We start from the raw sequence: 23922 nt of genomic DNA, 5'->3' as shown, positions 1-23922 counted from the left end.
GATCCCCCTAAATCCCCCTTAAAAAGGGGGACTTTAATTCTATTTCCCCCCTTTTTAAGGCAGGGCTGTTTCATTCCCTAAAAGGCTTGAAAATGCAAGGGTTCAGGAGATAAAAAACGAGCTTGGTATTCAATCTTAGGCATCAAGATGGTCAACAATTTATGACTTTTGCCCTGATATTTATCGCCATTCATATTGACAAAATACATACCATTACGAATGAAACGGCCCTGCTTTTTAAGGGGGGTAGGGGGGATAAAAAGTGTCTAAAGTCACAGCCAAATACTTTTAAAACAACCTCTAAATAAGGTTAAAAAACTTAATATAGATTTTGCTCAGTTATGCAAAAATAAAATAGCATTATGCACACGTGTGCATAATTTAATAAATTACTATTTATAAATCAATTTGAAAAAGTTGGATTCATTCCTAATTGAATGAAGCTCTATAGGAATTCGGTTGGTTTTTTGAAAAAATAACTTACTCGTGAAACTTAAATATAGGGGAGCCATTGCATTGCAGCGGTTCCCTCAGTTGTAGCAACTAGCATTAGGCATTGCCTACCTGTATTTCAAAAATCAGATATGAATCTTGTAAAAAGTCGGCTTTCAAATGTGGATAGTAGCTCAATTTTTACTTTAGTTGTCATCAGCAACTTGTGAACCAGCAGCTTCAGCAGGAGCATAAACAACTGAATATATGCAGATAGAGACTTTATGAATACCAATTTTACCCAGAGAGATTACAGTTTAGTCGGACCAGAATCACAGAAAGCTAGCGAGAGCGGCCTGTCATGTGTGCAGTGGTATAGAACTCCTGTTCCGCGTCAGCAACTCAAGGAATTGATGAAGCGTAGCGATATGCCGGCACTGCGAGATACTGTGTTGTGGTTCACGCTAATTATTACAACTGGTGCGATCGCCTATATTAGTTGGGGTACTTGGTTGGCGATCCCAGCGTTTTTGGTTTATGGCTGGCTTTATGGGGGAGCTTCCGACTCACGTTGGCATGAGTGCAGTCATGGTACAGCGTTCAAGACTAAGTGGCTGAACGATCTGGTTTATCAAATCGCATCATTCATGGTACTAAGAGAGTCTACATTATGGCGCTGGAGCCACTCTCGACACCATACAGATACGCTAATCGTTGGTCGCGATCCAGAAATAGCGTCACCGCGTCCGCCAAGCTTTATTAATCTAGGACTGAATCTTCTTAATCTCAAGACAGGACTGAAGCAACTGCGCCAGATTTTGCTTCACTCACTTGGGTTGCTGTCAGCTGAGGAGAAAAGTTACGTTCCCGAACGTGAACACAGCAACGTCATCCTAACCGCACGAATTTATATGGCGATTTCCATAAGCGTTATAGCTTGGTCGATTGCGATCGCTAGTTGGATGCCACTGATGTTCATTGGTCTGCCTTCATTCTACGGTGCTTCATTACATGTATTTTTTGGACTAACACAACACGCTGGGCTAGCTGAAGACGTGCAAGATCACCGTCTGAATTCGCGCACCATTTACATGAATCCTGTGTTCCGCTTTTTATATTGGAATATGAATTATCATGTCGAGCATCACATGTTCCCAATGGTGCCATACCATGCCCTGTCGGCGCTGCATGAAGCCATCAAGCATGATGTTCCACCTCCATATTCGAGCTGCTGGGAAGCATACAAGGAAATTATTCCAGCGCTGATTAAACAACGTCAAGATCCGACTTACTTTGTGGTGCGAAAGTTACCAGTAACAGAAACCACAAAGACAAAAGCGATCGCCACCCCATAATCCACCGTGTAACCTGCTGTTAGGCTGCGCGATCGCAGGGGCATACTAGTTGAGGATAAGTCAGCCTGGTGTAAACGATTACTTCAACTGGTGATGGAGAATTTTATGAGCGAAGCCAGCGATCGCATTTCAGAATTATTTGCTGCAATTCAAACATCTGATGTTGAACGAGTCAAACAACTCTTAGCATCCGGTGTTCCTCTCGATCGTAAGAATACTAATGGACAGACGGCTTTAACTTTAGCTTCCAGTATTGGCAACTCAGAAATTATCGAGATGCTAATTTCTGCCGGAGCGAAAATTAATTCTGAGCCAGAACCATTGGTAATCAATCCACAAATCAGTGGTACGAAACTACCAGGCGGGCAAAATTTGGCAGATCTGATTGCCCAAGCGACTGCGGACGCTCCTGAAGAAGCGAAAAACTTCTATGCTGGCTTTATGTCTGTGGTAGATGCTCTATCTAACAACTCTGAGCAATTTTCTAGCACGGAAATAGATGACGAAACCACTGATGAATTAGAAGATTTGGCTGAAGACGAAGATGAGGAGTCAGCAAGCACACCCTTAGGAGCAGCAATTCTCCAAGGTAATATCGACACAGTGAGAACTTTACTTCAAGCTGGTGCAAATCCAAATCCATCCGTCTGGCATGAAACTCCTGTGCTGGTTGTTGCTGCCCGCAAAGGTAATGTAGAGATTGTGCAAGAGTTGATTGCAGCAGGGGCAAACGTTAAACGCGGATTTGACGAATTACCCTTGCATACTGCGGCTGAAGAAGGACATCTAGAAGTTGTTCGGCTATTACTTGATGCTGGTGCTGATGTTGAAGGATATGAAGAAGATCGCTGGACTGCACTGATGGCTGCATCTTTGGAAGGACATTTACCAGTTGTGAAACTGCTGGTTGAAAGGGGAGCAGATGTGAATGCTTGGAGTCAAGGAGAAACGCCTTTAATGTTGGCAGCAAAGGGAGTTCACCGCGATATATATGATTTTCTCTATCCCCTAGTTTGTGATGAAATTCGTGCCCTTGGCGATCGCGATGCCGAAAAAGAAATGGCAAGAACGATCAGACGGCAAACTAGAGAACAAAACACAGCTGTTGAAAAGCTGCTTGATGCGGCAATGTATGGCAACCTGAAACAAGTTCAGCAGTTAATTGCTAGTGGAGTAGATGTAAATGCGATCGCTTCCTGCGATCGTACTGCCCTGTCTTTAGCAATTCAAGGTGGTCACATTTCAGTCATTCAAGCTTTGCTAGATGCTGGGGCAAATCCCAATTTACCTGATGAAACAGATGATGGTTTGCCTGACACTTCGCCCTTAATGCAAGCTGGTATTACTTTCTTTGCCACCAATCGACCGGAGATGGTGCGTCTGCTGATTCAACGAGGAGCGAATGTAAATCAGCAAGATATTCAAGGTCAGACTGCTTTAATGCACGCCTTAGGCTATTCCGATCTCGGTGTCATTACCGCCCTCATTGAAGCAGGTGCAGATCTGAATATACGCGATCGCGATGGCAATACAGCATTGATGAAAGCAGAGTTTGCAGGAAAAAGCAAAGCTGCCAATATTCTGAAGCAGGCGGGTGCTTCTCAAGAGGGGCTAAAAGAAGTTGAATTAATTCAAGCTGTTAATCATGGCGATATTGAAAAGGTAAAATCTTTGCTCCAAGAAAAGATTAATGTCAATCTTCGTGTCGGAGAAACCACAGCTTTGTGTCGAGCTGCTTTTAAAGGACATCATGAAATTGCCAAACTATTGATCGCAGCTGGAGCAGATGTAAATCAAAGATCAAGTGACGGACATTTTAATCCACTGCTCGATGCCGCTTATGCTGGGAATTTAGAAGTTGTACGAGTTTTGCTAGAAGCAGGTGCAGATGTTCGTGTGAGAGTCACAGATTATTTAAATCCTCTGGAATATGCTGAGTTGGGCAAACAGGAAGGGCATAAAAAAGGACAACCTTTTGATGAAGTTATTGCCCTTTTAGAGAGTTATGGTGCTACCAGATCTCAACAAACCTGATGGCAAGCTAGGGGAGGAAAATGCATCGGTTGAGTTTGCTTGTTATACAATTCTCTAAAACGTTTAAATTCTGAGAAACATTCATACAGCGAATTTCAAGTTAGTGAAGTACAGATCCTAAGCCTCAAACCCAAGCATAAAGACTGTTTTACTTCTGAATTCTGTATTTTAACTCCTGAATTCTGCTGTATTTGAAGACAATGTAACAATAACTTCAAAGAAACGCCTTCGCAGACTTTCAAGAAAGCAAAATATGCGTAAACTCAAGTATCACGTTGCTTGTACCGTAGACGGCTTTATCGCCCACAAAGACCACACAATCGAAGGATTTATCCCAGAGGGCGACCATGTAACCGACTATTTAGAATCGCTCAAGAATGATTATGATATCGTCTTGATGGGACGTAAAACATACGAGTTTGGATTTCAGTTTGGTGTAACTAATCCCTATCCTTGGACAAAACAGTATGTGCTGTCACGCACTATGGAAACCAGCCCCGATCCAAATGTAGAGCTAGTTTCAGAGAATATCATAGACTTTGTAAGAGAACTGAAAACAGGAACAGGTAAGGATATTTATCTCTGCGGGGGAGCATATTTAGCAACTACACTTTTAACAGAAAATTTGATTGATGAAATCATCCTCAAGGTCAATCCAGTAGTTTTTGGCTCAGGTATTCCATTGTTTTCTGAAGCCATCAAGCAGACTGATCTGGAACTTATCGACAGCAAAATTTACAAAACTGGCGTCATTTTACTTACTTATAGAGTGAAACATTGAAGCGTTGGACATTGTTGTTCTTGATAATTATCGCTAAAGCGCGATCGCCCACTTTTAAAAGTGTCAAAATCAAGTAGGCGATTCTGAAACACAATCTGGAGAGCAACTTGCCTAAATCGATTCAATCCATTCAACCACCGCTAAAATTTATTCCGCCACAGTTTAACGCAGTCATACTCCAGATTGCTAAGTGGTTGCTGCCATTAATGCTGCGTTTGCGGCTTCGACCTTGGTTGCCAGCAGGTATTATCCAGATTGAAGCTAAAAATGCTGAGGTGTTAGCCCAGCTTTATGAAAAGTTCCAAGCTGGCAAAGTTCGCTTTTTACTGGCGTTTCGACATCCAGAGGTAGACGATCCCCTCAGTATGTTCTATCTACTTTCTCGGATTGTGCCACGAGTTGCTCGTCAGGAAGGAATAAAGTTGCAATCTCCGGTTCACTCTCACTTTCTCTACGATCGCGGTATGACTTTGTGGGCTGGGGACTGGTTGGGTTGGTTTTTCTCTTTGCTGGGAGGTGTAGCAATTCGTCGGGGTAAGCGATTAGATAGACAGGCTATCCAAACAGCACGAGATTTATTTGCTAATAGCAAAATACCGATCGCAGTTGCACCTGAAGGCGGTACTAATGGTCATAGCGGCATAGTTAGCCCGTTAGAACCTGGTGTTTCTCAACTGGGGTTTTGGTGTGTAGAAGACTTAGCCAAAGCAAATCGTCCTGAAACTGTTTTTATTGTGCCGATCGCTATCCAGTATCGCTACGTTAACCCACCTTGGTCAAAACTGGAGCGATTATTGAGTAAATTGGAAGCTGATAGCGGCTTGTCAGTATCAGTTGAGAATGGCATTAATGGGCAGCCAGAAATTTACTATCAACGCCTCTGTCGGCTGGCTGAACATATCATTTCCGAAATGGAAGAATTTTATCGTCGTTTCTATCATCAAGATATTCCTGCTATCCCCAATCAAGAAATAACTTCCCGTCTTCACCGCCTACTGGATACGGCTTTACAAGTACCCGAGCAATATTTTGATATCCAGCCACAAGGAAATTTCATTGATCGCTGTCGCCGTTTGGAAGAGGCTGGCTGGAGTTACATTTACCGCGAAGATGTACCTGACATCGCTGCTTTATCGCCCCTGAAACGCGGATTGGCAAACTGGATTGCGGAAGAAGCCGATTTGCGGATGCGACATATGCGCTTAGTAGAAAGTTTTGTCGCTGTCACCTCTACTTATATTCAGGAACAGCCGACTGCTGAACGCTTTGCCGAAACAGTGCTACTCATGTTCGATATGCTGTCTCGAATTAGCGATCGCAAAACACCAGCACGTCCCCGGTTAGGTTGGCGAACAGCACGTATTACTGTAGGTGAACCAATTTCGGTTACAGAACGCTGGGAAAATTCTCAAGGCGATCGCCAAGCATCTCGAAACGCTGCGAGTCAGTTAACACGGGACTTGAAAATTGCTTTAGAGCAGTTAATAGGTAGTTGATGAAATACTATTAGTTATAGCAATCCTAAATGAGTTGTGAAATGAAGGAGTTGAGTCAGGGAACAGGGAACAGGGAACAGGAAAAAAGGATCTACAAATGCACTTTGTTTTTTCACAAATGAAATAGGACTGCTATATATGTCCATAGTGTTTTGAGCTTGAGTCTGGCGTCAACCAGTAGGTGTTTGAAAACAACAGTCAAATTTTCCGCCCCAAAAGCTTACTGCCTCTGCTTTTGAACCCTTTTTCACTTATTTTGAGGTTGACGCAAACTCTCTAACCCTTGCTATACAAGCCTTTTGAGCTTTTATCCAATGACACCCTTGACAACCCAATCCCTGAAAAGCTACTTTGATTGGAGGTTGACGCAACTGTACCTTGAAAACCAAATATATCAATGCTTCCAACTGCGAGCCATTGCAATTCAATCTAATCCCTATTAGGGATTGAAACTCGCTCTTTGATAAAGTCGCCAGTTTTCCAAACTACATAAATTGCAATTCAATCTAATCCCTATTAGGGATTGAAACGCTATAAGTTCTCGCTTCGGGAGGTTCTTGATATCATTGCAATTCAATCTAATCCCTATTAGGGATTGAAACACGTACAAGAAGAGCAGCGAATTAATCTGGTAAAGAAAATTGCAATTAAAACTAATCCCTATTAGGGATTGAAACGCAAGAACCTACGGAGACTAATATGAGCCTTTTAATTGCAATTAAAACTAATCCCTATTAGGGATTGAAACAAGCACCCGCTCAATCTCCAACAGTTCTGATGTATCGGCATATTGCAATTAAAACTAACCCCTATTAGGGATTGAAACTTCATCATATTCATGAGTGACAACGTGCTTCATCATTGCAATTAAAACTAATCCCTATTAGGGATTGAAACACTTGCTCCCACACAGGGTAATAAATCCAAGCGATTGCAATTAAATCTAATCCTTATTAGGGATTGAAACGCTTCAACAGTTATTTACTGTCACTATTGGCAGGTCTGCTTATTGCCTTAATTGAATTGCCAAATATGGATAATGCTGTCCTCATTGCTACTGGCAAGAAACTTTCCATTTGGGCTAATAGCAACCCTCAAAACCGCACTAGAACCATCTTGAAAGGTGCCCAGCAATTTTAGCGTGTCTAGGCTCCATAGTTTAATAGTGCCATCATCATTGCCGCAGACAAGAATTTTTCCATCTGGGGTGATGGTCAGGGATTTAACCGAACTAAAATTTTCAGAAAACTCATGCAGCAGTTTTCCAGTTTGGAGATTCCATAACTTGAGGGTGCTAATTGCCCGATTTCGAGAGACTAGCTGACCAAAACTACCTGTAACGAGCTTTTTGCTATCTTTCGTAATGGCAATAGCATCAACTGGGATTTTATGTCCTTGGAGGGTATAACCTATTTTGCGATTTTTTAAATCAATCAGCTTAATTGTATTGTCATCACTACCACCAGTACTGACAAGGGTTTGCATATTGGGACTAATTGCAACATTACTCACATAAGCTGAATGTGCAGCAATAGTATTAAGCTGCTTTCTAGTACGTAAATCCCAAAGCTTGATTGTGCGATCGTCACTGCCACTGGCAATCAATTTACCATCAGAACTAATAGCAATCGTTTCTACTGGTAGTGTATGTCCACTCTCAACACGAAGCATCTCAAAGGTGCGTAAATCCCAAATTTTCATTGTCGGGGTGGTTATTCCACCACTAACAAGAAGCTTTCCATCTGGACTAATGGCAATTGATGTAACACCGTCTGATTGAGCATTTATACTACGCAGCAACTTTCCTGTGTGTAGATTCCAGAATTTAATAGTATCGTCCCTACCGCCACTAATCAGGGTTTGCCCATCTGGGCTAATAACAATTGCTGGAACACCAAAAGTAACTTTTTGATGACCAGTCAGCGTGTGAAGTAGTTGAATATGGGGTTTGCCGATAGAGGAATTTGAACTGGAAGGATGTACATCAATAACAGTGAGAGTAAGGATTAATGTAATAGCTAGGGCTTTTTGCGCTTTTTTTCGATTTAATAAAATTTTTGGGCACTTACTAGATACCAGCTTTTGTATAAATTTGGTTTTGCTCATAGATGCGTTGTTAAGAACAATGCAGTAGAAGACATTTCATCATACTCTTTAGGATGCGTAGCTTGCCGCTGTAGGCATCGCCTTGCGTGCTTACCGCACTATTGCGCTTTTTTCCTCTAAGAATTTTAGGGGCGATCGCTAAAATTGCGATTGGAAAAATTGCAATTAATCAAAATCTCTATTAGGGATTGAAACTGGCGATCGCCCACCATGCCCAATACCTTATTTTCAAAACTATACAAACTGCAATTAGACAGATTACGCTTGATTCTGTAGCATTCATTATAAGAGAATAAGCCGCTTTGCTTGGGAATGCTCATGAGTGCTTATGATTTACCAACTACTACCCCTCATAGTTCTAAAAAAATTCTGCGATCGCTCAAATTGACTTCCAAAATTACCAGTCTCATCGTTATTGTTATAAGCTGTGCAGTGCTGTTGGGCTGGATGTTTGATATTACATTGCTCAAAAGCATTGTCTTAAAACAAGTGACAATGAAGCCAAATACGGCTTTGGGGCTGCTTTTAAGTGGATTGGCGCTGTGGTTGTGGCATTGGCGATTAACCATTCAAAATAAAGCATTTAGGCGCAGGATTCAGTCCAGTATTTTGATTCTTTCTGGGTTCGTTCTCTTGCTGGGAATGCTGGAATTAATTCAGTATGGCTTTGATACCAATTTAGGGATCGATCAACTGCTGTTTCCAGATTCTCCCTCTGCGGTAGATGCAGGCTTGAAGACACGGATGGCTTCTAATACGGCTCTCAACTTCGTTTTTTTAGGGTTAGCACTAATTCTGTTAGTTCGTCGAGAATGCCATCTGTCTCAATTCTTGAGCATTCTGACTTTTTTGATCTCGCTGTTCGCACTAACAGGGCATATTTATGAAATAGTACTGTTTTATGGTGCGGGTTCTTTAACTGGCATGGCAATCCACACAGCGATCGCTTTCATATTGCTCTCCATTGGCATGGTGTTTGCTTGTGCTGATAGTGGGTGGATGCAAGAGGTTAGCAGTGCAGAACCAGGTGGCTTAATGGTTCGGCGTTTAACACCTGTAGTCGTGATTCTGCCGGTGATTGTCAGTTTAGTAGCTTTAGTTATCTACAAAGCGGTAATTCTATCGGTTAAAGATCTAAGTTCCCTGCGCAGCATTCTAGAGATTGTTTCTTTTTTCTTAGTAGTTTGGTGGAATGCTCGATTACTTAATCAAGTAGATATTTCTCGGCAGCAGGTACAGCAGCAACTAATTGCTAGCGAACGGAAATTTCGGACTATTTTTGACCAGACGTTTGAATTTGTAGGGCTGTTGCGACCAGATGGTACTGTCATAGAAGCTAACCAAACTGCCCTGAAATTTGGCGGATTAAGTCCCAGCGATGTGATTAACAAACCGTTTTGGCAAACTCGATGGTGGACAATTTCCCCGCAGACACAAGCGCAATTACAGCAAGCGATCGCCAAAGCTGCGCAAGGTGAGTTTGTGCGTTATGAGGTAGATGTCCAAGGAGCCGGAAATACTGTAGCAACCATTGATTTTTCCCTCAAGCCAGTTTGGGATAGCGCTGGCAATGTGACGTTGCTAATTCCCGAAGGCAGGGATATCACTCAACGCAAACAAGCAGAAACAGCATTGCGCCAACTGACTGAAGAATTAGAAGCCAGAGTTACAGCTAGAACCGCAGAACTCGCCGTTACTAATGAATCGCTGCGACGTAGCGAAGCTCGGTTTAGGCAACTGATTGAATCGAATGTAGTGGCGGTAGCTGTGGGCAATTTTCGGGATGGAAGTATTTCCTATGCTAACAATGCCTTTTTAGATTTAGTTGGTTATACAAAGGAGGACTTGGAACAAGGAAAACTGCAATGGACTCGAATTAACCCGCCAGAATATTTAGATTTAAACGAGCAAAAAATTGCGGCATTGCAGCGAACTGGTATCAGTCATGTGTTTGAGAAGGAATATCTACGCAAAGACGGGAGCCGAGTGCCGGTTTTGTTGGGTAGTACTCTGTTGTCAGAAGAAGATAGCGCGATCGCTTTTGTTTTAGATATTAGCGAGCGCAAGCTTGCTGAAGCAGCTCTCAGGGAAAGTGAACAGCGGTTCCGGCGAGCTGTGGTAAATGCTCCTTTTCCAATCATGATTCACGCTGAAGATGGTCAGGTGATGCAAATTAGCAAAACTTGGACTGAAATCACTGGCTATACTCCAGAGGATATTCCGACTGTGGCAGACTGGACAGAAAAAGCCTACAAAGGAGAACGCCACGCAGTTTTGGAACTAGTTAATAATCTGTACAAGCGCGATCGCCGGGTTGATGAAGGCGAATTTACAATTATTACCAAGGACGGCAATACTCGGATTTGGGACTTTAGTTCAGCTCCTTTAGGACGATTAAGTGATGGCAGACGGCTGGTAATTTCCATAGCAGCCGATGTTACTAGTCGCAAGCAAGCAGAACAAGAAATTATCCAACTCAACGAAACTTTAGAACAGCGAGTTCAGCAACGCACTGAGCAATTACAGGAAGTCAATCAAGAACTCGAAGCTTTCTCATATTCGGTGTCTCATGACTTGCGTGCTCCGCTCCGCGCAATTCAGGGCTATGCTGTGGTAATCATTGAAGACTATGGCGCAGTACTAGACGAGCTCGGACGAGAATATATCCAGCGTCTAGCAACAGCAGCCGAGCATTTAGATACCCTAATTCAAAACCTACTAGCATATAGCCGCCTGGGGCAAACCGAGATCCAATTGCAACGGGTCAACCTTGCGGCTGTAGTTGAAGGCATACTCATTGAACTAGAACCAGAATTACAGGCTCATCACGCACAAATTACGGTTGAGCCACCTTTGCCTAAAGTTCAAGCCAATCGGAGAATTCTCGACCAAGTGATTACGAATTTGTTGACAAATGCCATTAAATTTGTATCCCCTGGATCTGCCCCTAAAGTCCGCATTTGGGCAGAAAAGCACGATCAATGGGTACGGTTATGGATAGAAGACAACGGCATTGGTATTGCCCCTCAGCACCAAGAGCGAATTTTTCGGACTTTCGAGCGATTGCATGGGGTTGAATCTTACCCAGGTAATGGCATTGGCTTGGCGATCGTGGAACGGGGCATTAAACGGATGAATGGGCGAGTTGGGGTTGAATCTACCCTCCATCAAGGTAGTCGATTTTGGATTGAGTTACCCGCTACCTCTGGTGATGAGCCAGCAATAAAAATCTAACTTCTGCCCTATTTTTAAGGCGGTGCCAATGAAATCAGTTTCACTGCCAAGCATGAAACAGGGATTGGGAACTAGTATTTTTACTCAGCACTCAGTACTCAGCACTTTCAACTCAGGTCTCTTCTCCACAGCGGTTACAAGACGCGGTAAAGTACAGAGTATCCCAACTGACTTTGAAGTAAGCACAAAAGGAGCGTGTATACAGATGGGGAAGGGGAGGTTAGAAGCATTCAGTGATGGTGTGATTGCCATCATTATCACCATCATGGTGCTGGAACTGAAGGTGCCGCATGGTGCCGATTTAGCTGCTCTGCGTCCGCTAATTCCGGTATTTCTGAGCTATGTGCTGAGTTTTATTTACATTGGCATCTACTGGAACAACCATCATCACCTATTGCAAGCAGTCCGGCACGTTAATGGACGTATTCTTTGGGCTAATCTGCATCTGCTATTCTGGTTATCGTTAATTCCCTTCGTTACTGGCTGGATGGGCGAGAACCATTTTGCCGCTTGGCCGATCGCGCTTTATGGTACGGTACTGTTGTTTGCTGCGATCGCTTACTTTATCCTGTCTCTTGCCTTGATTGCTCATCACGGTAGAGATTCGGCTTTAGCGATCGCAGTCGGTCGAGACTTTAAGGGCAGGATATCAGTTGTATTGTATGCCTTAGCAATTCCACTTTCCTTTGTGAACTCGTGGGTTGCTTTTGGGCTATATGTTCTAGTTGCAATTATGTGGCTGATCCCCGATCGTCGCATTGAGAAGACTTTGACTCCTTGAAGAGTGCGATCGCATCTTAGCGCTCTTTTATTAATCTCGTCAGATTAAATTTGCAACCCTATTTTGATGTTAGTCCGCGCAGGCGGACTTTGTTTGTTTAGCCGCGATTTCTAATCGCCTGGATTATTCTGGTTTGTATTAAGTATTTAGAATAACTGTAAAATATTGCTGCAAAACCAGCTTGTTTTCTTGAATTGTGTGGCGAAATATTCAGATCATATTTCAATAATCAACAAGTTTCAGGAGCGAATCAGTTGCTTACTTCGACCTTACTTGCCGCTACCACTGTTCCCACAACCCTGCAATGGAGTCCAACAGTTGGAGTGATTATGATTTTGGCTAATATTGCCGCTATTGCCTTTGGCAGATCGACTATCAAATATCCTAATGCCGAACCACATCTACCCTCACCTAATTTATTTGGTGGTTTAGGTGTACCTGCATTATTAGCCACAACTGCCTTTGGTCATATCTTAGGGACTGGTATTATTTTAGGCCTGCATAACCTGGGAAGAATTTAGGTTTTTCTCTGTTTAATTACTCTTTTGTTTCCAACTAAAAGCCAGAGAGTGAGTTCTCTGGCTTTTTTATGTTCACTACCAAGTTGCACAACATCGTAATTACTACTTTGTTTAAGTAGTTATTTTAGTATTGATAAATACTAATCTATTTTGAGCTTAACTCACCAAGTTATTAGACAGGCATTGGAGCCAAACCGTGTAACTGACGTACAGCGTTAATGCAGACTGGACAATCACAACCAAACAACTTTATTGCTTCATCACTCTCTGCATCGGTGAATTCTAATTCCGCAGGCTGATTTGATGATTGTACTTGCGCTACTGTCATTTCGGGTTTAGCTGGAGAAACAGGAGTGTTATTCACCTGTATACACACCTGTTTAGCAGTTGCTGTATGTGGGGAACGTACACAAGATAAATGGGTACTTACTGGAGTGACTGTTTGACTAGCGTGAGCTGTTTTGGTCATCATAACCATAGACAGCATAGACATAAACAGTGCTGGGGTAGAAAGCAAAGATAAGACAAATTTTTTGTTCATGTGTTCTCTAACTTTGGTAATGAAAGATGCGATTTATCTTTTCACATCAATTGATTATTGATCAGTCCATCTTATACAAATTCTTATCAAATGTCTCAATAGCTATAAATATACTGGTATTATCCTACACTAGTATATAATTCAATGCCAGGTTGAGCGAACAAAGCAACTTTTACTGCAAGTAACGTGGCTATCGCTGATATTGCGATCGCTAGCAAAACTCAGGCATAAGATAATTGCAAGATAATAAATGACTCATATTTGATTTCTGAAAAAATCTAAGTATCTGTAGGCATTGCCCACCAAAACCCGGATACGGTGAGCAATGCCCTAGCAAAACTCAGGCATAAGAGACCATTTATAAAGTAAATATTAAGTAGGGTGTGTTACGGCTATGCAAGGATTTGGGAGTTTGAGAAAGTGATTATTAGCCGTAACGCACCATCTTTCTCGGTGCGTTAAGCGTTGCTATAACGCACCCTACGATTTCAGCTTTACTTTATAAATAACCTCTAAGATAATTGCAAGATAATAAATTCAATAAATATTGCAGCTCCCAAGAATTCTGATATGTCTTCGTCTAAGAGAGAGTTACTCTTGCTTGTTTTAAACTAGCTAATTGGCTCAAAAGCAACCTCTCCTCATCCCTGTTTAATTCCGTTAACCTCCCAAAACACTTTTATGAGCTTTACTAGTGCTGATTGAAAAGTTAGATCGTTAAGTCTAACTACGCCATCGAAGTGTCTTTTCTTTAATTGGGTTAACAAAAGAACGCCCTTGTACTTGAGATTTAGCAAATTCTGCTTTCAATCTATAATACCAACGGGCTTGAGCATCGGCATCTCCAACTAAAGTTAAAGGTGGATTATGTTTCAAACCGATTTGTTGTTTAATCAAAATTTTTCGATCTTGATCGAGAAAACTGCGCGTAAACCGTCGCAATAATGGCTCGAGAATCGGAAACCAAGGTAAAGTTGTGTAGAACATAGTTGTTTCCTCAGTCTCAGTTTCGGAAATGGGAGTAATTGCTGTTAAGTTACAAACCATATGTTTGTCAGTGGACACGCGCTCAATCCGAATTCCTGGCAAACGAAACGAGATTTCGATCTGTGGATTGCGTCCTATCAAGCGATAGAAAAACGTTTGTTGTTCTAGTGTATGCTTTCGCATGGTAAAGCCATACAAAGATGGTTCAAAAGTTTTGGCTACCTCATTTAGTGTTTGAGGAGAACGCCACCACCACGCCTGATGAACGAAAGCAATATGAGCCGGATCGATCAATCCGACTACAGCGTGATCGACATCACAAGGAAAGCGGATGGACTCAATACCTTGGGGAGATTGGTCGGCAAACTCAGGGATTTGTGGTATTTCTTCTAATATTAAGGAACTATCATCATCTGACATATAGATCCAAATATTTCCTTGTGCCTCTTGGATTGGATAACTTTTCGTTTCACTTAGCTTGGCAAAGACTTTACCTGAGCGATCACGACTAAAAACTATTGGCTCATTCAAGAGAGTTTTTGAAAGTATTTGTCCAGATTTTAACTGGTTACTCGGTAATGCATAGTACCAGGTATTTCTTAAAAACAAAGGTATTTTAGCCATCTTAGAATTGGGGTTAAAGCGATTGTGTAATCACAATTTGTAAGTTTAATTGAAATTAATTCAGCTGATCTATTTTGCGGAAACTGTTTAAGGCATAAAACACATCTGTTCTCAGTGACTACTTTCAGGATGCTATGGTTGTCAAGCAATACTTTAGCATTGCGATCGCGCCCAATTCATTTCTATCGAGATATCTGCTGCTTAACCCAAGTACGAAAAGCACGGATTGTCGCTATTTGCCCAGATTTTTTGCTTTCTCTAATAAAGTTAGGAATCTCTTTGACTGCTACAGGGACAAAGGTAGGGCTAGTTTGGGCTTCTGAATATTTGCCACCGGAAAGCGTGTAGATTCGTAATACTGTTCCGTTGTATCTCCAGAATTCAGGAACACCCATAGAAGCGTAAAGACTAAATTTATCAATCTTAGGTCGGGAATATTCAACTTCCAGAACTAAGTCTGGTGGTGGATCTGAAACTAAGTCTATATGTTCTTTATTTCGGACTAGCAATTCATTTTGAATATAGTAGCTACTATCTGGTTCTGCACCATGCTCTAACTCATCTCGCGTTATTGTTAAAGAACCAGTGCTTTTAACTTCCAAACCCAATTCTTCACACAGCACAAGAATAAAGCTCTCAATCAAACGATTTGAGTTCTCATGCGGCATTAAAGGGGTCATGATTTCTAATATACCTTTTTCATACGCTAGCCTGGTGTTGCGCTCATCTCCCATATCTGCCAACATGGCTTTAAAAGTCTGCCAACTAATACCTTGCAGTAAAACCCTACTTTCTGCGGGGGTTACTATTGCTACCATGTTCTGATAACCATTGCTTCACGTTTATTCAATTTTAGACTTCAATTGAAGAAGGCAGAAGTACGAGGGCAGAGGGCAGAAGGTTTTATTTAAAAGGGGATTCAACACTGTACTTAATAAGAGCCACCAAATTTTTAATTTGGTGAGCACTGCCGTGGACGGGTTCCCAAGGCAGTCCGGTCTTGGTGGTTTCCCCAAAGAGGAACTGCCGTCGGCATAAAGCAAGTGGCGTTGGGCATTGCCCACCAAAACCCGGATACGGTGGGCAATGCTACAGATAGTTAGATTTTTTCAGAAATCAAATATGAGTCCTATATCCTAACTCGCAGCTAAATTACCCCAACCTACATAGGGTAGTTTTGCCGCAGTTTCCCGAACTTTATCAGCATTAGCTACTAACTGACCGCAAGCATCCCAAGTGCCAGAAATGAAAGTGCTTCTCGTACCTTCACCGATAGATACTTGGGTATTGTAATCACCAATTTGGACTTGCAAAGTTTCCAAATTTACCGTGACAGATGCTTGAGGATTGGTAACTACTAGTTCTTGCAGCTTTTTAACGATCGCACTATCAGCAGTCACACAAGGAATGCCCATCGCTACGCAGTTACCGAAAAAGATTTCGGCGAAGCTTTCACCAATTAAGGCTTTAATGCCCCATTTCGCAAGTGCTTGGGGTGCGTGTTCCCGTGAGGAACCACAGCCGAAGTTGCGGTTAACTATTAAAATATTTGCCCCTTGGTATTGTGGTTGATCGAAGGGATGTTGTCCTTTGAGTGCTGTGCGATCGTCAATAAACGCACCTTCACCTAATCCATCAAAGGTGATGGCTTTTAAATAGCGGGCAGGGATGATGCGATCGGTATCTATATCATCGCCTATTAAAGCTACGCCACGCCCGGAGACTGTTTTAACTTCACTTCCCATAAATTTAGTAAAAAACGAACCGCGAAGGACACAAAGAACACGAAGAAAGAATAGTTGCAGAGAGCTTTTTAGGGTATGTTATGCCGTACTCTTAACACTATCCGAAATTTTCGATGCGTAATTTCAACAACGCACCCTGCTACCGAATGTCTCTAAAATAAGGTGGATTTAGATACCCGACTTCTTAAAGAAGTCGGGTATCTGAGCAATTAAATTAATTAGAGCAATTCGCGGACATCGGCGACTTCGCCTTTAATCGCAGCAGTTGCAACCATTGCAGGACTCATCAGCAATGTGCGCCCGGAAGCTGAACCTTGTCTGCCTTTAAAGTTGCGGTTGGAAGATGAGGCGCTGATTTGTCTTCCTTGTAGTTTGTCTGGATTCATGGCTAAACACATTGAACATCCTGCTTCGCGCCATTCAAAGCCAGCTTCCAGGAAGATTTTGTCTAATCCTTCAGCTTCGGCTTCTTTTTTGACTCTTTCGGAACCGGGGACGACAAAGGCTTTGACTCCTTCTGCAACGTGGCGACCTTGGGCAATTTTCGCGGCTTCTCGCAAATCGCTGATTCTACCGTTGGTGCAACTACCAATGAAGCAGACATCAACTTTGGTGCCTTTAATCGGTTGACCGGGAAATAAATCCATGTAACTGTAAGCTTCTTCAGCCACAAATCGGTCTTCTTCCGCTAGTTCGTCGGGTTTGGGGATCAATTGGTTGACGCCGATACCTTGACCGGGGGTAATTCCCCAGGTAACTGTCGGGGGAATATCCGCAGCGTTGAAGACTACGACATCATCGTATTCAGCATCAGCATCACTCTTAATCGATTCCCACCAAGCCACAGCTTTGTCCCAATCTGCGGCTTTGGGTGCAAAGTCTCTACCTTTGAGGTAGTCATAAGTGACTCCATCGGGGTTGACGTAACCACAACGGGCCCCGCCTTCGATCGCCATATTACAGACGGTCATCCTCTCTTCCATATTCATTTGCTCAAAGGTAGTACCTGCAAATTCGTAGGCGTAACCTACACCACCTTTTACACCCAAAGTACGAATGATATGGAGAATCACATCTTTAGCGTAGACACCGGGGTTGAGGGTGCCATTCACTTCGATTTTGCGGACTTTTAATTTAGACAGGGCAAGAGTTTGAGAAGCTAGAACATCGCGTACTTGACTAGTACCAATCCCAAATGCGATCGCCCCAAATGCACCATGACTGGAAGTGTGACTATCACCGCAAGCAATGGTCATTCCTGGTTGGGTAAGTCCTTGTTCTGGAGCGATAACGTGGACAATACCTTGACTGCCAGAACCTATATTATAAAAAGTTATGCCGTTTTCTTGACAATTCTGCTCTAGCGCTTGGATCATTTCCTCTGCCATCGTATCGACAAAGGGACGTGCCTGATTCTCTGTAGGCACAATATGATCGACTGTGGCTATAGTGCGCTGAGGAAACAGTACTTTTAAACCTCGTTCCCGTAACATCGCAAAGGCCTGGGGACTGGTGACTTCATGTATAAGGTGAAGCCCGATAAATAGTTGCGTTAGTCCCGACGGAAGTGTCCCAACGGTGTGTAAGTCCCAAACTTTATCGAACAGGGTGCCTTTGCTCATACATCAATCGTTATTTAACGAGTCAGAGTTTTTATACTATCAAAAAAGCGTCAGGCTTTTGCTATGTAAATTGCTTGCCTTGATTAATAGTTTAGCCAATTTTGTTGAACGCCCGCAGGCTGGAAGCCTGGGGCTACCGATACAAAGCCCACCTTCGTGGGCTAAATTTCTCTAGCCCACGAAGGTGGGCTTTGTTTATATAGCGACACCCTTGTAGGATGTCAAAGTTTGGCAAAGTTTATTTAACAATACTAAATAATAAAACTGAAATTCTGCGAAATAATAGCTTCAATTGCTGTAAATAACTTTATTCTTGCAATCAAGGATATCTGGGACATACAAGATAAATAAAATCCTAGCTTTATGGCCATAGATTTATTGAATTTCTTTCAGGCTACTGACCCCAGCCGCACTCTGTATATCACTAATGGAGTGGATGCAAAGTATTACATAGATTTTTCTGAGGTGCGGGGCGGCGATATTATTAACAAGCTGAAGCATAAGATTACATTTTTCAAGCCGAATGAGCCTACCTGCACTTTATTTACTGGTCATATTGGTTGTGGAAAATCGACAGAATTATTACGGTTACAGGCGGAACTGGAAAAGCAAGGCTTCCAGGTAGTGTATTTTGAGTCTAGTGAAGACCTGGAAATGACCGATGTTGATATTGCCGATGTGCTGCTGGCGATCGCGCGGCGTGTAAGTCAAAGTCTGGATAAAATTACGCTGGAGGAAACCAGCAAATTTAATGAATTGCTCCAAGGTGCTTTGAGAGTCTTAAACTCTGAGGTCACAGGAGTCAAGCTCAAGGTTCCAAATGTTGGGGATGTGGGTTACTCGGCGGAAAAGGAAAAGCTGTCTTTAGCTTTTGGGATTGGGGAAATCACGACAAAAACCAAGAATGACCCAACGCTGCGGGAAAAACTCAATCAGTATCTCGGCCCGCAGAAAACCCAGTTACTAGAAGCAATTAATCGCGAACTCCTAGAACCTGCGATCGCAAAACTCAAGCAGCAAGGTAAAAAAGGTTTAGTGGTAATTGTCGATAACCTTGACCGCATCGATAACCGCGTCAAATCTTGGGGTCGTCCGCAACAGGAATATCTGTTTGTCGATCAGGGTGAGTTTTTGACCAAGCTAAATTGTCATTTAGTTTATACCATGCCCCTATCGCTGAAATTCTCCAATGATTATGGCACGCTCACCCAGCGATTCCCTGAAGACCCGAAGGTTTTGCCGATGGTTCCGGTACAGTGGCCTGATGGTAGCGTCCACGAACAGGGAATAACGCTGATGCAGCAGATGGTGTTAGCCAGAGCTTTTCCTGACTTGGAACCAGAGGAGCGTTTAAGTAAGATTACAGAGATTTTTGACAGTGAAACCACCTTAGAACGCTTATGTAACATGAGTGGTGGTCATGTGCGCGACTTGCTGCGGTTGCTGAACACCTGGATTATGGAAGAAATGACGCTTCCCCTTTCTCGCGATACCTTAGAGCAAGTAATTCGCTCCCGGCGGAATGAAATGACCATGCCAATTTCTGATGATGAGTGGCAATTGTTACGTCACGTCAAGCAGAGAAAGAAAGTCAGCGATGACCAAGGCTATCAAAAGCTGATTCGCAGTCGCTTTGTCTTTGAATATCGCGATCGCGGTGAGTCTTGGTTTGATGTTAATCCCATTTTGGCAGAAGCCAGGGAATTAAACAGCTAATTGTGACTTACCATATTCCAGATCCCCGACTTCTTCAAGAAGTCGGGGATCTATATCCATGCCCACCCTACGCCTGAAAAATGACAAATGACAAGATAAACAACGATCGCGCATTGCAACAATTAGCTTGGGCAATTCAAGCTTCTGTCGGACAGTTTAAGCTGATGTTGGCAAAGTGCAATTATGCTCAACAGCGCGATCGCTTAATTGCCAAATTACAGGAAATCTCTGCTGTTAAAATTAGCGTTTTAACTCTCAAACCATCTCAAAGGACACTTTACACCGCCATTCGTGAGGAATGTGGGGATAATGTTCAAGCTTTGATGGTGGTGGGGTTGGATAAATTGCAAGATTTGCCCCAGATGTTGATTTCTGCTAATCAGGTGCGGGAGGAGTTTCGCAAAAGTTTTCCTTTCCCGATTGTGTTGTGGATTAACGATGAAATTCATCAGCAAATGATGCAGTTAGCGCCAGATTTAGAGAGTTGGGCGACTACGAAAAATTTTTCTATTGGCACTCATGAATTAACTGATTTTCTGCAACAGACAGCAACACAATTATTTGAGCACTCTTTAAATCTACATTTAGAAATTATTTCAGAAATTAAATCAGCTTGGCAAGAGTTACAAAATCAGAGACAAGATGTAGGATCTGAGTTAAAAGCCAATTGTAATTTTTTATTAGGTTTAGTTGAATATACGAATAAAAATTTTGATGTTGCTATTGAGCATTACAACCAAAGCTTAGATTATTGGCGGATAAATAATAATTTTGAACGTCAAGGTAAAATACTTAGTCAAATTACAATCTGTTATTACGAAAAAACCAGAAAATTTCAAAATAATCTTTTAATACGAGTAGAAAATACTGATTGGGAAACTACCAGAAATTATTTGCAGCAGAGTTTAGTAGCCTTTACAGATGCTGAACGCCCCGATTTAATTGCCAATTCAATTGATATATTTGGTATTATTCTGCGAAGTTTCCAAGATTGGGAACAATTGCAAATTCTGGCTGAAAAAGCTTTGCAATTACATCAATCAGAAAATAATCAACTAAAAATAGCTCAAGATTATGGTTTTTTAGCTGAAGCAGCTTTAGGAAAAGGAGATTTGCGTTATTCGGTTATACAGGAGGTATTAAAAAGTTCGTCACCTTCTAGCCAAGATAAAGAAGATCATACCTTAGCGCAAGCAAATTGGCATGATGCTATATCTTTATCAAAGCAGGCATTAAATATTTTATCTACTTGTCTTGAGGTGGAAGGAGCAGATAAATCTTTAATCTTTTACCACCGCAGTCTCTACCTGTTGATTCTGGCACAAGCACAACAACAGCTAGCAGAAGATGCAGAAGCGATCGCTAATTTAGAACTAGCAATAAAAATTGGAGTTTACGATCAAGAACCACAGATTTATATCGAAATTCTTAATAATTTGCAAAGGCTATATTTTCAGCAAAAGCAATATCTGGATGCATTTGATGCCAAGCTAGAAGCACGTTCTATTGAGCAGCAATTTGGTTTGCGGGCGTTTATTGGTGCAGGTAGATTACAAGCTACAAAACAGGTAGAAACGCAAATTATTACAGCTTTACAGATTGATAATCTGGCTAATATCGCCCCAGAAATCGCCGCATCTGGTCGTCAATTGGATGTAGAACGCTTAATAGAACGCATCGGTCGCCCTGACTATAAATTAATTGTAATTCATGGGCAATCGGGTGTTGGTAAAAGTTCTTTGGTGAATGCGGGACTAGTTCCGGCTTTGAAACGCAAAGCCATTGGTACTCAAGATAATTTGGTTGTCGCCATCCGCGTGTATAGCAATTGGGTTGAGGAGTTGGGGCGGGTTTTAGGGAAAGCTGGGGGAGTAGAAGCGCAGGAGGGAGAGGTAAAACTAGAAGCAACAGGCTTAGATTCTCGTTCCTACAAGTTCAGAATGCGACAATCCAAGCTTTTTACTCGACACTCCAAGTTCCGAACGCGACAATCCAAGCTTTTTACTCGACACTCCAAGTTCAGAACACGACAATCCGAGCTTTTTACTCGACACTCCAAGCTCAGAACACGACAATTCGAGCTTTTTACTCGACACTCCAAGCTCAGAACACGACAATTCGAGCTTTTTACTCGACACTCCAAGTTCAGAACACGACAATCCGAGCTTTTTACTCAACACTCCAAGCTCAGAACCTCAAACTTCCCACTTTTACACCTCCCCAGCTCCCCCAGCTTTCTCACCCCTCCTCACTCAACTGCGGGAAAACGAACAACACAACCTGCGAACTGTGTTGATTTTTGACCAGTTTGAAGAATTTTTCTTTGTTTATCCAGAACCAAAACAAAGACGGCAGTTTTTTGAGTTCCTGGGAGAATGTCTGAATATCCTGTCTGTAAAGGTGATTTTGTCACTGCGTATAGATTACTTGCATTATTTGCTGGAATGCAATCGCCTTTCGAGCCTGAAGATTATTGGCAATGATATTCTCAGCAATCATGTGCTTTATGAGTTGGGGAATTTTTCGCCCAGTGATACTCAGTCAATTATTCAGCGCTTAACTGAGAATACTAGCTTTTATTTAGAACCTGCTTTAATTGACCAACTAGTTACAGATTTAGCCGGGGAACTGGGGGAAGTGCGCCCGATTGAATTGCAGGTGGTGGGGGCGCAGTTGCAAACCGAGAATATTACAACTCTGGCGAAGTATCAAGAATTGGGGAGTAACGCTAAAGAAGAATTGGTGAAGCGCTACTTAGCTGAGGTGGTTGATGACTGCGGTGCAGAGAATCAACAAGCGGCAGAATTGTTGCTGTATTTGCTCACCGATGAAAAAGGAACTCGCCCCCTGAAGACTCGCGTTGAACTAGAACGGGATTTGCAGCAATATCTCTCATTTAGTGAGGTTCAGCTTTCGGAGATCCCCCCAACCCCCCTTGAAAAGGGGGGCTATATTGCTGCTTTTATCCCCAAGCGGGGCAATAATACTATCACTCCTTCCACCCCCTTATTAAGGGGGTCGCCGCAGGCGGGGGGATCGAGAGATCAAGTCTTAAACGCCAGTCGATTAGATTTAATATTAAAGATTTTTGTGAAATCTGGCTTGGTGGTTTTGTTACCAGAAAACCCAGCAGACCGTTATCAACTGGTGCATGATTATTTAGCCGCCTTTATCCGCCAGCAACAGGAACCGAAGTTAAAGCAGGTAATGGCAGAACTGGAAGCAGAAAAAAAACAAAGAAAAATTAGTGAAGCAAGATTCAATAAATTACTCAGATATGCCCTGATGGGTTCAGTTGCAGCCGGATTGGTATTGGCTGGGTTAGCAGTAACCGCCTGGGATGCAGCACGCAGGGCAGATGAGCAAAAAAAACACGCCGAAATTAGTGAAATCAACGCCCTGGCCAATTCTTCAGAGGCACTTTCTGTTGCAGGGCAATATCCAGATGCTTTAATTGAAGGTTTAAAAGCTGGGGTAAAACTCAAATCTATAGCTGGGGGAGCAACAGATACTTTAACCCAAATGCGAACTTTGGCGACATTACAGCAAGCAGTTTATTTACAACCCAAAGAGCCAAAAGAAAATCGAGCTATAGAAGTTAATACTTTAGAAGGACATAGCCATTGGCTCTATAGCGTAGTCTTCAGCCCAGATGGGCAAAAGCTAGCTTCTAGTGGTCTTGACAACACCATCAAAATCTGGGACATCACCACAGGCAAAGCCATCAAAACCCTCGCAGGGCATAGCAGCGTAGTCTTCAGCCCAGATGGGCAAAAGTTAGCTTCTGGCAGTGGTGACAACACCATCAAAATCTGGGATATAGCTACGGGCAAAGCCATTAAAACCCTTTCTGGGCATAGCAGTGCGGTTAATAGCGTAGTCTTCAGCCCAGATGGGCAAAAGTTAGCTTCTGGCAGTGGTGACAACACCATCAAAATCTGGGATAT

General features: G+C 42.6%; 16 protein-coding genes and 1 CRISPR repeat array. Of the genes, 10 read left to right on the top strand and 6 right to left on the bottom strand.

Translation table 11 applies throughout. The features are described 5' to 3' along the window. Positions 1-716: 716 nt before the first annotated feature. The 4 genes from BV372_RS14000 (at position 717) to BV372_RS13985 (ending at position 6098) form a co-directional block, all read left to right on the top strand. Positions 717-1787 (top strand): fatty acid desaturase family protein, encoded by a 1071-nt coding sequence (locus tag BV372_RS14000; protein ID WP_086687113.1) that lies wholly within the window; start codon positions 717-719, stop codon positions 1785-1787. 105 nt (positions 1788-1892) lie between these two features. Further along, a complete protein-coding gene (locus BV372_RS13995) occupies positions 1893-3821 on the top strand; it encodes an ankyrin repeat domain-containing protein (RefSeq protein ID WP_086687112.1) in 1929 nt (642 codons plus the stop codon). 253 nt (positions 3822-4074) lie between these two features. Further along, on the top strand, positions 4075-4602 hold the full coding sequence (locus BV372_RS13990; RefSeq protein WP_086687111.1) for a dihydrofolate reductase family protein: 528 nt from the start codon (positions 4075-4077) through the stop codon (positions 4600-4602). 107 nt (positions 4603-4709) lie between these two features. Next, the gene (locus BV372_RS13985; RefSeq protein WP_086687110.1) at positions 4710-6098 is read left to right on the top strand and encodes a 1-acyl-sn-glycerol-3-phosphate acyltransferase; all 1389 of its coding nucleotides are present in this window, start codon (positions 4710-4712) and stop codon (positions 6096-6098) included. A gap of 416 nt (positions 6099-6514) precedes the next feature. Next, positions 6515-7065: direct repeats of the CRISPR family, unit length 24 nt; unit sequence CTAATCCCTATTAGGGATTGAAAC. Positions 7066-7112: 47 nt separating this feature from the next. Here BV372_RS13985 and BV372_RS13980 read toward each other — a convergent pair. Then, positions 7113-8204 carry a WD40 repeat domain-containing protein gene (locus tag BV372_RS13980; protein WP_086687109.1) on the bottom strand — a complete coding sequence of 364 codons (1092 nt, stop codon included), beginning with the start codon at positions 8202-8204 and terminating at the stop codon, positions 7113-7115. A 318-nt stretch (positions 8205-8522) separates the two neighbouring features. Between BV372_RS13980 and BV372_RS13970 the strand changes: the two genes are divergently transcribed. From BV372_RS13970 to psaK, 3 genes are all read left to right on the top strand, one after another. Then, on the top strand, positions 8523-11438 hold the full coding sequence (locus BV372_RS13970) for a PAS domain S-box protein (protein ID WP_179198085.1): 2916 nt from the start codon (positions 8523-8525) through the stop codon (positions 11436-11438). Between the two features lie 28 nt (positions 11439-11466). Beyond that, positions 11467-12219, top strand: a complete 753-nt coding sequence (locus BV372_RS13965) for a TMEM175 family protein (protein WP_256973208.1) — start codon at positions 11467-11469, stop codon at positions 12217-12219. 254 nt (positions 12220-12473) lie between these two features. Further along, positions 12474-12740 carry a photosystem I reaction center subunit PsaK gene (psaK, locus tag BV372_RS13960; protein WP_086687127.1) on the top strand — a complete coding sequence of 89 codons (267 nt, stop codon included), beginning with the start codon at positions 12474-12476 and terminating at the stop codon, positions 12738-12740. Between the two features lie 172 nt (positions 12741-12912). Here psaK and BV372_RS13955 read toward each other — a convergent pair whose 3' ends face one another. The 5 genes from BV372_RS13955 to leuC all read right to left on the bottom strand — a co-directional run bounded on the left by BV372_RS13955 (position 12913) and on the right by leuC (position 18259). After that, on the bottom strand, positions 12913-13281 hold the full coding sequence (locus BV372_RS13955) for a hypothetical protein (RefSeq protein ID WP_086687106.1): 369 nt from the start codon (positions 13279-13281) through the stop codon (positions 12913-12915). Between the two features lie 723 nt (positions 13282-14004). Beyond that, positions 14005-14892 carry a 2Fe-2S ferredoxin gene (locus tag BV372_RS13950; protein ID WP_086687105.1) on the bottom strand — a complete coding sequence of 296 codons (888 nt, stop codon included), beginning with the start codon at positions 14890-14892 and terminating at the stop codon, positions 14005-14007. A 182-nt stretch (positions 14893-15074) separates the two neighbouring features. Further along, complete coding sequence (locus BV372_RS13945; RefSeq protein WP_086687104.1) at positions 15075-15710, bottom strand: Uma2 family endonuclease; 636 nt, start codon at positions 15708-15710, stop codon at positions 15075-15077. A 318-nt stretch (positions 15711-16028) separates the two neighbouring features. Then, complete coding sequence (gene leuD, locus BV372_RS13940) at positions 16029-16637, bottom strand: 3-isopropylmalate dehydratase small subunit (RefSeq protein ID WP_086687103.1); 609 nt, start codon at positions 16635-16637, stop codon at positions 16029-16031. A 218-nt stretch (positions 16638-16855) separates the two neighbouring features. Then, entirely contained in the window at positions 16856-18259 is a 1404-nt protein-coding gene (gene leuC, locus BV372_RS13935; RefSeq protein WP_086687102.1) for a 3-isopropylmalate dehydratase large subunit, read from the bottom strand. 363 nt (positions 18260-18622) lie between these two features. Between leuC and BV372_RS13930 the strand changes: the two genes are divergently transcribed. From BV372_RS13930 to BV372_RS13925, 3 genes are all read left to right on the top strand, one after another. Then, positions 18623-19975 carry an AAA family ATPase gene (locus BV372_RS13930; RefSeq protein WP_086687101.1) on the top strand — a complete coding sequence of 451 codons (1353 nt, stop codon included), beginning with the start codon at positions 18623-18625 and terminating at the stop codon, positions 19973-19975. Between the two features lie 80 nt (positions 19976-20055). Next, positions 20056-22278: a hypothetical protein gene (locus tag BV372_RS37595; protein WP_256973207.1), complete on the top strand. Its 2223-nt coding sequence runs from the start codon at positions 20056-20058 to the stop codon at positions 22276-22278. After that, positions 22265-23922: WD40 repeat domain-containing protein (locus BV372_RS13925; protein ID WP_373270766.1), on the top strand; the 1658-nt coding region annotated here is incomplete at its 3' end. The genes BV372_RS37595 and BV372_RS13925, both read left to right, overlap by 14 nt.

The sequence above is a fragment of the Nostoc sp. T09 genome (genome assembly GCF_002154695.1).
Taxonomy (GTDB): Bacteria; Cyanobacteriota; Cyanobacteriia; order Cyanobacteriales; family Nostocaceae; genus Aulosira.
This window is presented reverse-complemented; position numbering and strand designations above follow the sequence as displayed.